Origin of the sequence: Geodermatophilus aquaeductus (genome assembly GCF_900182545.1) — a bacterium.
Classification (GTDB): domain Bacteria; phylum Actinomycetota; class Actinomycetes; order Mycobacteriales; family Geodermatophilaceae; genus Geodermatophilus; species Geodermatophilus aquaeductus.
Genome location: NZ_FXTJ01000011.1, coordinates 53,618 through 68,148, shown reverse-complemented (window position 1 = coordinate 68,148; position 14,531 = coordinate 53,618). Strand labels below are relative to the sequence as shown.

10 protein-coding genes are annotated in these 14,531 nt (G+C 76.4%); 6 read left to right on the top strand and 4 right to left on the bottom strand.

Translation table 11 applies throughout. From position 1 onward, the window contains the following. Positions 1-4: 4 nt before the first annotated feature. The 3 genes from FN207_RS21340 to FN207_RS21330 all read left to right on the top strand — a co-directional run bounded on the left by FN207_RS21340 (position 5) and on the right by FN207_RS21330 (position 3,350). Entirely contained in the window at positions 5-973 is a 969-nt protein-coding gene (locus tag FN207_RS21340; protein ID WP_142460471.1) for an ABC transporter ATP-binding protein, read from the top strand. Next, entirely contained in the window at positions 970-1,788 is an 819-nt protein-coding gene (locus FN207_RS21335; protein ID WP_142460470.1) for an ABC transporter permease, read from the top strand. Before FN207_RS21340 ends, FN207_RS21335 begins: the two co-directional genes overlap by 4 nt. A 416-nt stretch (positions 1,789-2,204) precedes the next feature. After that, on the top strand, positions 2,205-3,350 hold the full coding sequence (locus FN207_RS21330) for a hypothetical protein (RefSeq protein WP_142460469.1): 1,146 nt from the start codon (positions 2,205-2,207) through the stop codon (positions 3,348-3,350). A gap of 51 nt (positions 3,351-3,401) precedes the next feature. Here FN207_RS21330 and FN207_RS21325 read toward each other — a convergent pair whose 3' ends face one another. Then, positions 3,402-4,289 carry a haloalkane dehalogenase gene (locus FN207_RS21325; RefSeq protein ID WP_142460468.1) on the bottom strand — a complete coding sequence of 296 codons (888 nt, stop codon included), beginning with the start codon at positions 4,287-4,289 and terminating at the stop codon, positions 3,402-3,404. 108 nt (positions 4,290-4,397) lie between these two features. Here FN207_RS21325 and FN207_RS21320 point away from each other — a divergent pair, with 108 nt between their 5' ends. Continuing rightward, on the top strand, positions 4,398-5,150 hold the full coding sequence (locus tag FN207_RS21320) for a MerR family transcriptional regulator (RefSeq protein WP_142460467.1): 753 nt from the start codon (positions 4,398-4,400) through the stop codon (positions 5,148-5,150). A gap of 48 nt (positions 5,151-5,198) precedes the next feature. Here FN207_RS21320 and FN207_RS21315 read toward each other — a convergent pair whose 3' ends face one another. Both FN207_RS21315 and FN207_RS21310 read right to left on the bottom strand, forming a co-directional pair. Then, complete coding sequence (locus FN207_RS21315) at positions 5,199-5,993, bottom strand: methyltransferase domain-containing protein (protein ID WP_142460466.1); 795 nt, start codon at positions 5,991-5,993, stop codon at positions 5,199-5,201. A gap of 48 nt (positions 5,994-6,041) precedes the next feature. After that, positions 6,042-7,550 (bottom strand): glycerol-3-phosphate dehydrogenase/oxidase, encoded by a 1,509-nt coding sequence (locus FN207_RS21310; protein ID WP_142460465.1) that lies wholly within the window; start codon positions 7,548-7,550, stop codon positions 6,042-6,044. 38 nt (positions 7,551-7,588) lie between these two features. Here FN207_RS21310 and FN207_RS21305 point away from each other — a divergent pair, with 38 nt between their 5' ends. Next, positions 7,589-9,286 carry an FAD-binding oxidoreductase gene (locus FN207_RS21305; RefSeq protein WP_142460464.1) on the top strand — a complete coding sequence of 566 codons (1,698 nt, stop codon included), beginning with the start codon at positions 7,589-7,591 and terminating at the stop codon, positions 9,284-9,286. 195 nt (positions 9,287-9,481) lie between these two features. On the opposite strand, the gene FN207_RS21300 is transcribed toward FN207_RS21305, so the two are convergent. After that, positions 9,482-10,753 carry an FAD-binding oxidoreductase gene (locus FN207_RS21300; protein ID WP_246066254.1) on the bottom strand — a complete coding sequence of 424 codons (1,272 nt, stop codon included), beginning with the start codon at positions 10,751-10,753 and terminating at the stop codon, positions 9,482-9,484. Between the two features lie 308 nt (positions 10,754-11,061). Here FN207_RS21300 and FN207_RS27365 point away from each other — a divergent pair, with 308 nt between their 5' ends. Beyond that, the gene (locus tag FN207_RS27365) at positions 11,062-14,490 is read left to right on the top strand and encodes an ATP-binding protein (protein ID WP_185938476.1); all 3,429 of its coding nucleotides are present in this window, start codon (positions 11,062-11,064) and stop codon (positions 14,488-14,490) included. The last annotated feature ends 41 nt before the right edge of the window (positions 14,491-14,531 follow it).

Genomic DNA, 14,531 nt, shown 5'->3' with positions numbered 1-14,531 from the left:
GCCGATGGACGCCGCCGTGGAGGTCACCGACCTGGTCAAGCGCTATCCCGGCCGACCGGTCGACGCCGTCGCCGGGGTCAGCTTCACGGTGCAGCGCGGTGAGGTCTTCGGCCTGCTCGGGCCCAACGGCGCGGGGAAGACGACGACGATCGGCGTCCTCACCACCCGGGTGCTGCCCACCGGCGGCACGGCCCGCGTGGCCGGGGTCGACGTCGCGGCCGACCCGGTCACCGCGCGCAGCCGGCTGTCGGTGGTGCCGCAGCGCTCCAACCTCGACCGCTCGCTGACCGCGCGACAGAACCTGGTCTTCCACGCCGCCTACCACGGCATGGGCCGCGCCGAGCGCAACCGCCGGGCCGACGAGCTGCTCGACCGCCTGGGCCTCGGCGACCGCGGCGGCGACAAGGTGGACAACTACTCCGGCGGGATGGCGCAGCGGCTGCTCATCGCCCGGGCGCTGATGCACGCCCCGCAGGTGGTGTTCCTCGACGAGCCGAGCACCGGCCTGGACCCGCAGGCCCGGCTGTTCGTGTGGGAACGGGTGCGCGAGCTCCGCGACGGCGGGGTGACCGTGGTGATCACCACGCACGACATGGACGAGGCGGCGGCGCTGGCCGACAGGGTCGGGATCATGGACCACGGCCGGCTGCTGGCGCTGGACACCCCGGCCGCGCTCACCCGCTCGCTGCCCGGCAGCGCCACCCTCGACGTCGACGTCGAGCGCGCCCCCGGCGACAGCGACGACGCGGTGCTCGCCGCGCTCGGGGCGCTCCCGCAGGCCGAGCGGGTGGAGCCGGTCGCCGACGCCGCGGGCCTGCGGGCCCGGCTGTACCTCTCCTCCGACGCCGCGGGCACGGTCGGCCCGGTGTCGGAGGTGCTCACCTCTCGCGGCGCCCGGCTCACCGGGGTGCGGATCGGCGAGCCCAGCCTCGAGGACGTCTTCCTCAGCCTGACCGGACGGGAGCTGCGATGACCGCCGTCGAGACGCCGAGGACGTCGGCCGGCGCGCCCGCGCGGCCGAACGTGGCGCGGGCGTTCACCGCGCTGCTGTGGCGCGACGTGTTCGTCACCGGCCGGGAGTTCGTGCCGTTCCTCCTGCAGGTGGTGCTGCAGCCGGTCTTCCTGCTGTTCGTCTTCGGCAAGGTGCTCGTGGAGCTCGGCTTCACCTCCAGCGCCTACGCCGACGTGCTGCTGCCCGGCGTCGTGTCGCTGGCCGCGTTCCTCACCGCGCTGCAGAACACCGCGTTCCCGCTGGTCATCGACTTCTCGTTCACCAAGGAGATCGAGGACCGGCTGCTCGCTCCGCTGCCCACCTCGCTGGTCGCCGTCGAGAAGGTCGTCTTCGCGACGCTGCGGGCGCTGGTGGCGGCCGCGGTGATGTTCCCGATCGGCCTGTGGGTACTGGGCGAGCTGCCGGTGACCTGGTCCGACGTCCCGCTGCTGGTGTTCTTCCTCGTGCTCGGGTCGCTGGTGGGCGCCGCGATGGGGATGACGCTGGGCACCTTCGTGAAGCCGAACCGGATCAACGTCGTCTTCGCCGTCGTCCTCACGCCGCTGCTGTTCACCGGCTCCACGCAGTTCCCCTGGCCGGCGCTCGACCAGCTGCGCTGGTTCCAGGTGGTGTGCGCGCTCAACCCGCTGACCTACGTCAGCGAGGCGCTGCGCGCGGAGATGGCGCCGCAGGTGCCGCACCTGTCGCTGGCGGTGTGCGCCCTGGCGCTGACCGGCTTCCTGGTGGTGTTCGGGGTGCTCAGCCTGGTCGGCTTCCGCCGCCGCGCGCTCGACTGAGGCGTTCCTGCGGATCGTGTATCCACCGCCTCTTCGAGGGCGGCGCGAGGGGCACGTCCGAGGCAGGTCGTGACGACCTCGTCTCGCAGGTGCACGGCCCGGCGCGCTCCACTCGGTGAGCCGGAGAAGTCGACCATCGACGCGACAGTGACGTCGTGGTGACGGCGGGCTCCCTACTCTGGCGAGGCGAGTGGAGGGCCACGGCCGGCGATGGCAGCAGCGGTTCTCCGCGACCACGAACGCGTACCCGAACGCGACCGGACGAGTCGCGCCGCTGACCCGTCACCGGTCGCGGGTGCGCGGCTCTCACGGGCTGCGGAGGAGCCCGGGCGGCTGGATCCCGATCCCGCACGGTCACGGAGCCGACGGACGTGGCATCCGGCAGCCTCGCCGGCACGAGTGTGAGGAGTCCTGGGATGGTGGACTGCGACCTGCCTGTCCCGTGCACGCAGACCGTCGACGTCACGGGTACGGCACTGACGATCACCAACACGAGAGGTCAGTTCGGCGGAGACGCCATAGCGGGGTTCGCCGTACACGGCGTGGGCGTGTTCGGTGGCGCCGTCCCGCCGGAGCAGGGCGGCGATTCCTTCACCACGGGCGTCCAGGGTTCGGCTACGGGAGGCATCGGCGTACTCGGCACCAGCGGGAAGTCCTTCGGTGTCATCGGGAGCGGAGGCGCCGGCGGAGTGCAGGGCTCGACCGGATCCGGTGTCGCAGTGCACGGACAGACCGGTGCCGGCACGGCCGGGGTGTTCGAGGTGACCGACGAGAGCACCAACCCGAATCCGGCACTGCTGGCCACGACGATGAGTCTCGGCCCGGCCACCGCCGGCCGGTTCCGGATCGTGAACCCGAACAACCGCGGTGCCGCACTCGATGCCCGGACGTCGGGCGGCGGCCGAGCCGCCTTCTTCCGCAACGAGGCGAACCTGCCGGGTGGCGACACCGCGGTGAGTCTGTGCAACCCGGGCCTCGGCGTCCTCATCGAGACCAATGGGACGGGGCTCCACTCGAGGAGTGGGACGGACTTCCCTGCCGGCGTCTTCGACGGCGATGTGCGGGTCTTCGGGACGTTGACGGCCACCAGCAAGTTCTTCGTGATGGACCACCCGCTCGACCCTGCGAACAGCTACCTCGTCCACGCCAGCGTGGAATCCTCGGAGCAGGCGAATCTCTACACCGGCAACGTGGTCCTCGACGACGCCGGCGAGGCCGTCGTCGAACTGCCGGAGTGGGTCGAAGCGCTCAACGAGGACTTCCGGTACCAGCTGACCTGCATCGGTGGCGCCGCGGCGGTCTACGTCGCGCGGGAGATGTCGCAGGGCAGCTTTACGATCGGTGGTGGCGCCCCCGGGATGAAGGTGTCGTGGCAACTCGTCGGCCGTCGCAAGGACCTCTGGGCGCAGGCACATCCGCTCGTGGTCGAGGAGGAGAAACCCGCCGGTGACAAGGGCCTCTATCGCCACCCCGAGCTGTTCGGCCAGGGTGCGGAGAAGAGCGTCCTCCGGCCGTCCGCCCCGGAGCCGACGTCGCGCGGGGAGATCCCCTCGGGGCGCTGACCTCGCCTGGTCACCGGGCTGTGCCACGTCGCCCGCGGCGAGTCGGGGGCGTCAGGGCAGCGTCGGGATCCAGTCGGCCAGCGCCCGGCCGATCGCGTGCGGCGAGTCCTCGGGCACGAAGTGCGCGCCCGGAACGGTCACCTCGGTGACCGAGGACCACTTGCGGACCAGGTCGCGCTGCCGGCCGACCAGGATGGAGCCCGGCTCGGCGTTCAGGAACAGCTTGGGGACGGCGCTGGTGCGCAGCCAGACGCCGTACCGCGCGACGACGTCGTGCACCGCCGGCGGGACGTTGGCGATGGGGATCTGCCGCGGCCACTCCAGCGTGGGCCAGCGGTCGGCGCGCTCGCGGAACGGCTGGCGGTAGCGCTCGTGCGCCTCGGGGGTGAGCCCGCGCAGCGTGGACGCCGGGAGGATGCGCTCGACGAAGACGTTCTTGTCCAGGACCACGGTCTCGCCGTCGTCCCCGCGCATGGTCTGGAAGATCTTCCGGGCGTCGGCCGGCCAGTCGGCCCAGGTCATCGGGGTGACGATGGCCTCGGTGAAGGCGAGGCCGCGCACCGCCTCGGGGTGGCGCCGCGCCCAGTCGAAGCCCAGCGCCGAGCCCCAGTCGTGCAGCACGAAGGTGACCCGCCGCTCCACGCCGAGCGCCTCCAGGAGGTCGGCGAGGTGCGCGGCGTGCGTGGCGAAGGAGTAGGTGCCGCGCCGGGGGTCGGGCAGCTTGCCGGACTCCCCCATGCCGACGAGGTCCGGCGCGATGCAGCGGCCCAGGTGCTGCACCTGCGGGATGACGTTGCGCCACAGGTAGGACGACGTCGGGTTGCCGTGCAGGAAGACGATCGGGTCGCCCTCCCCGACGTCGACGTAGGCCATCTCGGTGCCGCGGACGGCGATGCGCTGCCGGGGGAAGCGGTCCTCGGGCGAGACGTCGTCGTCCATGCCCGCGATCCTCGCCCAGCGGCCGGTGCCGCGCCGTCCGGGGATCGCGCTTGACCCTGACGCGACGTCAGGCTGTGCACTCATCGTCGTCAGGGAGGAGGGACCCGCGTGAACGTGGGAGAGGTGGCGGCGCTGGCCGGCGTCACGGTGCGCACGCTGCACCACTACGACCGGATCGGCCTGCTGTCGCCGTCGGGCCGCACCGCGGCCGGCTACCGCCGCTACTCGGCGGCGGACCTGGACCGGCTGCACCAGGTGCTGCTCTACCGCGAGCTCGGGTTCCCCCTCGAGGAGGTCGCGACCCTGCTGGACGACCCGTCCGCCGACCCCGCCGAGCACCTGCGCCGGCAGCACCGGCTGCTGCGGGACCGGCTGGAGCGCACGCAGGCGATGGTCGCGGCCGTCGAGAAGGAGATGGAGGCGAGACAGATGGGGATCTCACTGACCCCGCAGGAGCGGTTCGAGGTCTTCGGCGAGCACGACCCCGAGCAGTACGAGGCCGAGGTGCAGGAGCGCTGGGGCGACACCGACGCCTACCGCGAGTCCTCGCGGCGCAGCGCGGCCTACACCAAGGAGGACTGGGTCCGGATCAAGGCCGAGGGCGAGGACCTCATGGAGCGGATGGCCGCCGCGTTGCGGGCCGGCGTCGCGCCCGACTCGGCGCAGGCGATGGACCTCGCCGAGGAGCACCGGCAGCAGATCACCGGCAACTTCTACGACTGCCCGCCGGAGATGCACGCGGCCCTGGGGCGGATGTACGTCGAGGACGAGCGGTTCACCGCCACGTACGAGAACGTGGCGCCCGGCCTCGCGCAGTGGGTGAGCACCGCCGTCCAGGCCAACGCCGCCCGCCAGGGCTGACCGGCCCGGGGCGGCAGAGATGGCCATCTCTGCCGCCCCCGGCCAGGTTCAGACGCGGACGAGGAGCTCGCCGTGCAGCATCGCGAGCCAGCCGTCGTCCGCGGCGGCCCAGCGCAGCCACGCGGCGGCGAGCTCCCCGAGCTCGTCCCGCGTGGCCAGCCCGTAGGCCGTGGCCTGCTCGGCGAAGGCCGACGCCGTCGCGCGGCCGGCCCAGGAGCGGCCCCACCACTCCCGCTCGGCCGCCGACGCGTAGCACCACGACGACGCCGACGCGGTGACGTCGCGCAGGCCCGCGGCGTGCGCCCAGGCGACCAGCCGGCGGCCGGCGTCGGGCTCGGCGTCGTTGGCCCGGGCCACGCGGCCGTAGAGGTCCAGCCACCGGTCCAGGCCCGGGTCGGCGGGGAACCAGGTGGTGGCGGCGTAGTCGACGTCGCGGACGGCGAGCAGCCCGCCGGGGCGGCACACCCGCGCCATCTCGCGCAGCGCGGCGACCGGGTCGGTCAGGTGCTGCAGCACCTGGTGGGCGTGGACGACGTCGACCGAGTCGTCGGGCAGGTCGAGGGCGTAGACGTCCCCGACGGCGAAGGTCACCGCGACGCCCTCGCGCGCGGCGAGGTCCCGCGCCTCGTCGAGCGGGTCGGCCGAGACGTCCAGGCCCAGCACGCGCCCCGGGGCCACCCGCCGGGCGAGGTCGACGGTGATCGTCCCCGGCCCGCAGCCGACGTCGAGCAGGTCGAGCCCGGGCCGCAGGTGCGGCAGGAGGTACCCGGCGGAGTTCTCCGCGGTCCGCCAGCGGTGCGACTGCAGGACCGGCTCGGCGTGCCCGTGCGTGTAGGTGTCCACGCCGGCATCCTGCTCCGCCCGTCCCACTCAGCGAAACAGATCTCCCACTCAGTGAGGCGCGAGGATCGCCTCGGCGGTCGGCAGCGCGCGCTCACGGTCGGCGGGGACAAGACCCAGGCGCACCCGCCGGTCGAGCAGGTCGGCCACGTTCCGCGCCCCCTCGGCCAGCGCACCGAAGCGCAGCTCCCCCACCGTCTCCGGCCGGCCGCCGACCACCGGCTCGGGCCCGAGCGCGGCCACCCGCGGCGCCTCGGTGCCGTAGCGGGCGACCAGCCGGGCGGGCGCGGCGACGGCCGCCAGGTCCGGCGGGGACGCCGCCCCCACCAGCGGCAGCCGGGCGGTGGGCGAGCGCCGCGCGCCCCGACCCAGCCGCTCCACCACGGCGTCGACGGCGTCGGCGGCCATCGCCCGGTAGGTGGTCAGCTTCCCGCCGACGACGGAGAGGACCGGTCCGTCCCACCGCAGCAGGTGCTTCCGGGACAGGTCCGCGGTGGCGTCGCCGGGCCCCGCCCCCGCCGACTCCGGCAGCACCAGCGGCCGCAGTCCCGCGTAGGCGCCGACGACGTCGTCGCGGGTCAGCGGCACGGCCAGCACCCGGTTCACCGTGTCGAGCAGCTGCCGCACCTCGCCGTCGGACGGGACGGGGTCGTCGTCGGGCACCGGCCCGGGCACCGGCTCGTCGGTGATCCCGAGGTACACCAGCCCGCCCGGCTGCGGCAGCGCGAAGACGTAGCGCGACCGCGAGCCGGGCAGCGGCACGGTCAGCGCGGCGAGCGGGTCCCCGAGCCGGTCGGCGCGCACGACGAGGTGCGAGCCGCGCGAGGGCACCAGCCGGATCCCGGGCGCCAGCGCCTGCGCCCACACGCCGGTGGCGTTGACCACCGCGCCGGCCCGCAGCGTCAGCGCCGCGCCGTCGACCTCCACCGCCACCTCGGACCCGTCGACGCCGGCCACCCGCGCCCCGGTCAGCACCCGGGCGCCGTGCGCGGCCGCCGTGCGGGCCAGCGCGACGACGAGCCGGGCGTCGTCGGCGAGCTGGCCATCCCAGAACACCGCGCCGCCGCGGCCGGGGCGCACCGCGGGCGTCAGCCGGGCGACCTCCGCGGCGCCCACGCGGCGGGTGCCGGGCAGCGAGCCGCGCCCGCCGCGCACCGAGCGGCGCACCGCGTCGCCGAGCCGCCCGCCCAGCGCGCCGACGGCGCTGACGTCGCGGCCGGCGGCATCGGGCACGAGGAAGGGCAGCGCCCGGACCAGGTGCGGCGCGGTGGTGCGCATGAGGACGGCGCGCTCGCGGGCGCTCTCCCGGGCCAGGCCGATCTCGCCGTGCGCCAGGTAGCGCAGCCCGCCGTGCACGAGCTTGCTCGACCAGCGGCTGGTCCCGGCGGCGAGGTCGGCGCGCTCCAGCAGCGCCACGGACAGGCCGCGGGCGGCGGCGTCGAGGGCCACGCCGGCGCCGGTCACTCCCCCGCCGACCACCACGACGTCGACGTCCCCGCTGGTCAGCGCGTCGACGTCGGCCGCGCGGCGCTCCGGCGCGAGGTCGGGGTCGCCGGTCACGTGCGGGGTCCCGGTCGGAGCACCGGCAGACTGTAGCCGTGCCCGAGCAGCCGGAACTGACCGTCCAGGGGTGGGGGCCGGGGACGTCCCGCGTGGCCACCGTGACCGCGTCGGAGGGCGCCCCCGAGGGGCAGCTGGAGCTCACCCGCGACCCGGAGCTGCCGCTCCCGAAGGCCGCCCGCCGGCACCTGGCGAGGGAGCTGGGCTGGCAGCCGCGGTCCACCCCGCCGGTCGCCGTCGGCGAGATCCGGCTGGCGCCCTCGCGGCTGCCCGCGGAGGTGCACGAGGCGCTGGTCGCGCTGCTCGGCGAGGAGCACGTGCGCACCGACCGCGAGGCGCGGCTGCGCCGGGCCGGCGGCAAGAGCTACCTCGACCTGCTGCGCCGGCGGGAGGGCGACGCCTCCGACGCCCCCGACGCCGTCGCCCTGCCCGGGAGCACCGCCGAGACCGCCGCGCTGCTCGCGCTGTGCGCCGAGCACGGCGTCGTCGTCGTCCCGTTCGGCGGCGGCACCAGCGTGGTCGGCGGCCTGTCGGGCATCGACCCCGACGACCGGCCCTCGCTCGCGGTCGACCTCGCCCGGATGGCGTCGGTGACCTCGGTCGACGTCGCCTCGTCGCTGGTCACCGTGGGGCCGGGCATGCGCGGGCCGGCGTTCGAGGAGGCGCTCGGCGCGCGCGGCCTGGCGTTCGGGCACCTGCCGCAGAGCTGGGAGTACGCCACCCTCGGCGGCTACGCGGCCACCCGGTCGGCCGGCCAGTCCTCCACCGGTGTGGGGCGCTTCGACGAGCTGGTGGCGGGGCTGACGCTCGCGACGCCGTCCGGCGTGCTCGAGCTCGGCTCCCCGCCGGCGTCGGCGGCCGGGCCCGACCTGCTCGGCCTCGCGCTGGGCTCGGAGGGGGCGCTCGGCATCGTCACCGAGCTGCGGCTGCGGGTGCGCCCGGCGCCGCGGACCCGGCGCTACGAGGGCTGGTCGTTCCGCACGTGGGCCGACGGGCTGGCCGGCCTGCAGCGGCTGGCGCGGCACGACCTGCTGCCCGACGTCGTCCGGCTCTCCGACCCCGAGGAGACCCGCGCCAACTTGCTCAACGCCGGCGGCGCCGGCGCCCGGCTGCTGCGCGGCGCGCTGCGCGCCCGCGGCCGCGCCGACGGCTGCCTGCTCGTCGCCGGCTGGGAGGGGCTCCCGCACGTGGTCCGGGCCCGCCGCCGGGCCGCGGTCACGGTGCTGCGCGAGCACGGCGCGGCGCGCGTGGGCCGCCGGGTCGGCGAGTCCTGGCGGGCGCACCGCTTCGCCGCCCCGTACCTGCGCGACTCCCTCCTGGACGCCGGCCTTCTGGTCGAGACCCTGGAGACGGCGGCCACCTGGACGGCGCTGCCGGCGGTGTACGACGCCGTCCGCACGGCACTGCGGTCCTCGCTGGGCCGGCCCGGACGGCAGCCGCTGCTGATGACGCACGTGTCGCACGGCTACGCCACCGGCGCCTCCCTCTACGTGACCGTGCTCGCCGACCGCGACGACGCCCTGCCGCTGCAGCAGTGGCTGGGCGCCAAGCGGGCCGCGACCGAGGCGCTCCTGGCGGCCGGCGGCACGCTCACCCACCACCACGCCGTCGGGGCCGACCACCGCCCCTGGCTGGAGCGCGAGGTCGGCCCGCTCGGCGTGGAGGTGCTGCGCGCGGTGAAGCAGCGGCTGGACCCGCAGGGCATCTGCAACCCCGGGGTCCTCCTGCCCGACTGATCGCGCGGACGATCAGCTGAGCTCAGCGTCGCGCGTCCTGGCTCACCGTCGGCAGTGAGCCAGGACGCAGCACGACCAGCTCACCTGATCGTGCTCGGCGGAGGGGTCCACCCCGGCGGGGGCAGGGCCGGGGCGATGCCCATCCGGCGGCGCAGCCACGCGGGCGGACGGGGCGGGCGGACGGCGGTCCCCGGCTCAGCCACGGCGGGCCCGCAGCGCGTAGCCGGTGGAGAAGACGTCGTCGGGGTCGACCGCGCGCTTGACCGCGAGCAGTCGCCCGGCGGCCTCCACATCCCACGCCGCCAGCACCTCGTCGGGGCCGGAGACGTCGCCGAGGAAGTTGACCATCCGCCCGGGCGCGGCCCACGGCGCCAGCGCGGCCAGCACGCCACGCCCCACCGCGGGCACGACCTCGGCCAGCTCCGGGACCATCGGGGCGACCACGAACACCGACCAGGCGGCGTCGCGGCCCGGGACGGCGTCGGGCACCCGCGCCGGGCGGGCCAGCGCGCCGCCCATCTGGCGGATCTCGGCCATCATCAGCGGCACCTGCACGTCCGGGCCCGCGACGGCGAGGAAGGCGTCCACGGCCTCGGCGGGGAGGTCGGCGAGCAGCATCCCCTTCTCCCAGCCGGGCATCGGGTCGGTCGGGTCCATGTGCACCGCGTCGAGGGCGGTGGTCGGCATCGGCCCGACGCCGCCGAGCAGCACCTCGCCCGCGGACTCCATCGGCGCGACCAGCGCGGTCCCGAGCGCGGGGTCCTCGCCGGCGTAGACGTAGCGCAGGTGCACCACCGTCTGCCCGCGCAGCGGCGGCGGCAGCTCCTCCAGCGGCGGCAGCCGCAGCACCGCGACCGAGGTGCTGACCTCCTCGGGCAGCGTCGGCGCCCAGGTGCGGTAGGCGTGCAGCACGGCGGCGGCGTCGCGGCCGGCGAAGAACAACCCGCCGGCCACCAGCGCCGGCACCGGGAACAGCTCGAACTCCAGCGCGGTGACCACGCCGAAGTTGCCCTTGCCGCCGCGCACCGCCCAGAACAGCTCCGGCTCGGTGTCGGCGCAGACCGTGCGCAGCACGCCGTCGGCGGTGACCATCTCCACGCTGAGGACGGCGTCGGCGGCGAACCCGTGCTTGCGGCCGAGCGAGCCCATCCCGCCGCCGAGGGTGTAGCCGACGACACCGACGTCAGACGTCGAGCCGCACAGCCCGGTCAGCCCGTGCTCGGCGGCGGCCGCCATCACCTTCTGCCACTTGACGCCCGCCTCGACCCGGGCGGTGCGCCGCGCCGGGTCGACGCTGACGCCCTGCATGCGGCGGGTGGTGATCATCAGCGCGCCGTCGGCGTTGCGCACCGGGCCGTGGCCGGTGGCCTGCACGGCGACCGGCAGGCCCTGCGCGGTCGCGAAGGAGACGGCCGCGGCGACGTCGGCGGCGCAGGTGGCGCCGACCGCGACGGCGGGCGTGTGGATGACGGCGAGGTTCCAGGCGGCGACCTCGGCGGCCAGGCCCTCGTCTCCGGCGACGTAGACCGGACCGTGGACGCGGCCGCGCAGGTCCGCGACCGCCGCGGGGTCGAGGAGGACGGGGGCGTCGTCGAGCGGCGTGCGCGGGTGGGGGCCGCGGCGGGGGTCCGGGTCAGGCTCATGGCGGGGGTTCCTCGGGGCAGGGAGAAGGTCGAGGGTGACCGTGGCCCCGCCGTCTTGACGGCCACTTGCGCCCGACTTGGGCCGCGCGGACCCCTCCCGCTGCGGGCCGGGACCTGCGAGGATGCCCGGTCGTGCGGTACCGCGTCCTCGGCCCCCTCGAGGTCACCGGTCCCGACGACCGCCCCGTCGACGTCGGAGGGGCCAAGCCCCGCGCGCTGCTGACGCTGCTGCTGGCCGAGGCCGGCCGGGTCGTCCCGATCGACCGGATCGTCAGCACGCTGTGGGGCGACGAGCCGCCGCCCACGGTCACCGGCACGCTGCAGGCCTACGTGTCGCACCTGCGCCGGGTGCTCGAGCCCGAGCGCGGGCCCCGCCAGGCGCCGTCGGTGCTGCTCACCCGCGCGCCGGGCTACCTGGTGCAGGTCGGCCCCGAGGACCTCGACAGCCTGCGCTTCGCCCGGCTGGTGGAGGAGGGCGACCGCGCCGTCGGGGCGGGCGACCCCTCCGGCGGGGTGGCCGCGCTCGACCGCGCGCTGGAGCTGTGGCGCGGCGAGCCGCTGGCCGAACTCGGCGACGCCCCCGGCGCGGCCACCGACCGGCTGCGCCTCACCGAGCTGCACGTGCGCGCCCGCGAGCGCCGCTGCGACGCGCTGCTCGCCGTCGGCCGCGCCGACGCCGCCGTCACCGACCTGCAGCGCCTGGTCGCCGAGCACCCGCTGCGGGAGCGGCTGTGGGCGCGGCTGGTGACCGCCCTCTACGCCGCCGACCGGCAGGCCGACGCGCTCGACGCCCTGCGCCGCTGCACCGAGCTGCTGCGCGAGGAGCTGGGCATCGACCCCGGCCCCGAGCTGCGCGACCTCGAGAAGGCGGTGCTCCGCCAGGACCCCCGGCTCACCTCGCGGGTGCCCCGGCCGGTGCTGTCGGTGGTGCCCCCGCCGGCGCCCACGCCCCTGGCCGCGCCCGGCGACGAGACGCTCGTCGGCCGCCGCACCGAGCTCGCCCGGCTGCGGGCGGTCGCCCAGCAGGCCGCCGCCGGCCGCGGGACCGTCGTCGTGCTGAGCGGGGAGGCCGGCATCGGCAAGACCCGGCTGGCCGAGGCGGTCGCCGACACGATCCGCGCCGCCGGGTGGGCGGTCGCCGAGAGCCGCTGCGCCGACGACGCCGGCGCCCCCGCGCTGTGGCCGTGGACGCAGGTGCTCGAGCAGCTCGGCCAGGAGCCGCCCGCGCCCGGCGGGCAGGACGGGGACGACGCCGACGCCGCCCGGTTCCGTCTGTTCCAGGCGCTGCGGGCCCGGCTCACCGCGGCCGCCGGCGAGCGCCCGGTGCTCGTCGTCCTCGACGACCTGCAGGGCGCCGACACCACGTCGGTGCAGCTGCTGACCCTGCTCGCCCGCCACCTGCCGCGGGTGCGACTGCTCGTCCTCGTGACGGTGCGCAGCGTCGGGGAGGACCTGCCCGAGGCGGTCGAGGACTGCCTGGCCCGGCTGGCCCGCGAGCCGTCGGCCACCACGATCACGCTGGAGGGTCTCGACCCCGACGACGTCGGCTCGCTGCTCACCGCGCAGCTGGGCTCGGCCGGCGACCCCGGGCTGGCCGCCACGGTGCACGACCGCACGGCCGGCAACCCGTTCTTCGTCGTCGAGCTGTCGCGCTGGATGCGCGGCGGCCGCGACCTGCACACCGTGCCGGTGCCGCCGTCGGTGGTCGAGGTGCTGCGGACCCGCCTGGCCCGGCTGCCCGCCGGCGCGCGCCCGGTCCTGGAGCTGGCCGCCGTCGCCGGCCGCGAGGTGTCCCTGGACCTGCTCGAGGCCGCCGGGGAGCCCGCCGAGGAGGCGCTGGCCGCCTTCGACGCCGCGGTCGCCGCCGGGCTCGTCGTCGAGGGCGGCACCCCGTGGAGCTGGCGGTTCACCCACGCGCTCGTGCGCGAGGTGCTCGCCGACGACCTCCCCGCGCTGCGGCGGGCCAGGCTGCACGCGCGGCTGGGCGAGGCGCTCGAGCGCCGGCTGGCCGGCGGCCGGCCCGACGGCGCGCTGGTCGAGCGGCTGGCGCACCACTTCGTGGAGGCGGCCCCGATCAGCGGTCCCGCCGCCGCACTGCGCTGGTCGACCGCCGCCGCGACCGCGGCCCGGGCCCGCCTGGCCGACGGCGAGGCCGCCGTGCACACCCGCCGCGCGCTACGGCTGGTCGACCCGTCGCAGCCCGGCGCCGCCCGCACCCGGCACGACCTGCTCACCGCGCTCGGCAACGACCTGCTGCGCAGCGGCGAGCGCACCGAGGCCCAGCAGGTCGTGGGCGAGGCCATCGCGCTGGCCCGCGAGCTCGGCGACCGGCGCTGCCAGCTGGAGTCCGCCGCCGTCTGGGGCTCGGTCACGCTGTGGAACTGGCGGCCGCACGGCGTCGTCGACACCGAGATGGTGGCCCTGCTCGAGGACCTGCTGGAGCACCGCGACGAGATCGCGCCGGAGGCCACCGAGGCCGAGAGCGACCGGCTGACCGCGCGGCTGCTGGGCACCCTCGGCGTCGAGCTGGCCTTCAGCGAGGACCTGCAGCGCGGCGTCCGGTACGCCGAGCGGGCGGTGGCGCTGGCCCGCGGCGTCGGGGACCCGGAGCTGCTGAGCCGGACGCTGAACAACTACTCGCTCGCGGTGTGGGGCCGCCCGGGCGCCGCCGAGCTGCGGCTGGCGGCCACCGACGAGGCGCTGGCCCTGGCCGGGCACGGGCTGCCGCGGCGCACCGAGTTCTACGCGCGGCTGCACCGCGCAGCGATCCGACTGCACCTGACCGACCGCGCCGGGTTCGAGGCTGACATGGAGGCCGGACGGCGGCTGGCCTTCTCGCTGTCGGGCCCCGAGGTGCGCCCGCACGTGCTGTGGCAGCAGGCCGGTGCCGCGTGGCTGGCCGGCGACGCGGCGCGCGCCGAGGAGCTGACCACCGAGGCGCACGAGCTCTACCGCCGGGTGACGCCGCACTCGCGGCACGCCTACGCCGCGCACCTGTTCACGCTGCGCCGGGCCGACGGGCGGCTGCCCGAGGCGATCGACCTGCTCGTGGAGACCGGCGACGAGGGCAACCCGCTGCTGCAGCTGATGGCCGTGCTGGCCGCCGCGGAGTCCGGCGACCTGGCCGAGGCGCGGCGGCTGCGCGCCCGGTGGGGGCGCACCCAGATCCGGGACTGGGCCAGCGACGTCGCGGTGCTGCTGCAGGCCGAGGCCGCGCTGCACCTCGGCGACGAGCCCGAGCTGACGATGGCCACCGTGCAGCTGCTGCCCTTCCGCGGGCGGCAGGCGGTGCTCGGCACCCCGGCGTTCAGCCTCGGCGCCTACGACGAGGTGCTCGGGCGGATCGCCGAGCGCACCGGCGATACGGTGGCCGCCCGCGACTGGTGGAGCGGCGCCCGCGAGCAGGGCCGCAAGGTCGGTTCCCCGCAGCAGGTGGCGCTGGCCGAGGCACACCTCGCCCGGGTGCCCGCCGAGACGGCACGCCGCCCGCCCCGCCGCCGGCCTGCGCCGCCGACGCCGCGCCGGACCCCGCAGCGCCCGGCGGAGGACCGACCCGCTTAGCAGAAGGACCCCTCTGCCCCCCACCGCTCGCACGCTCGCGG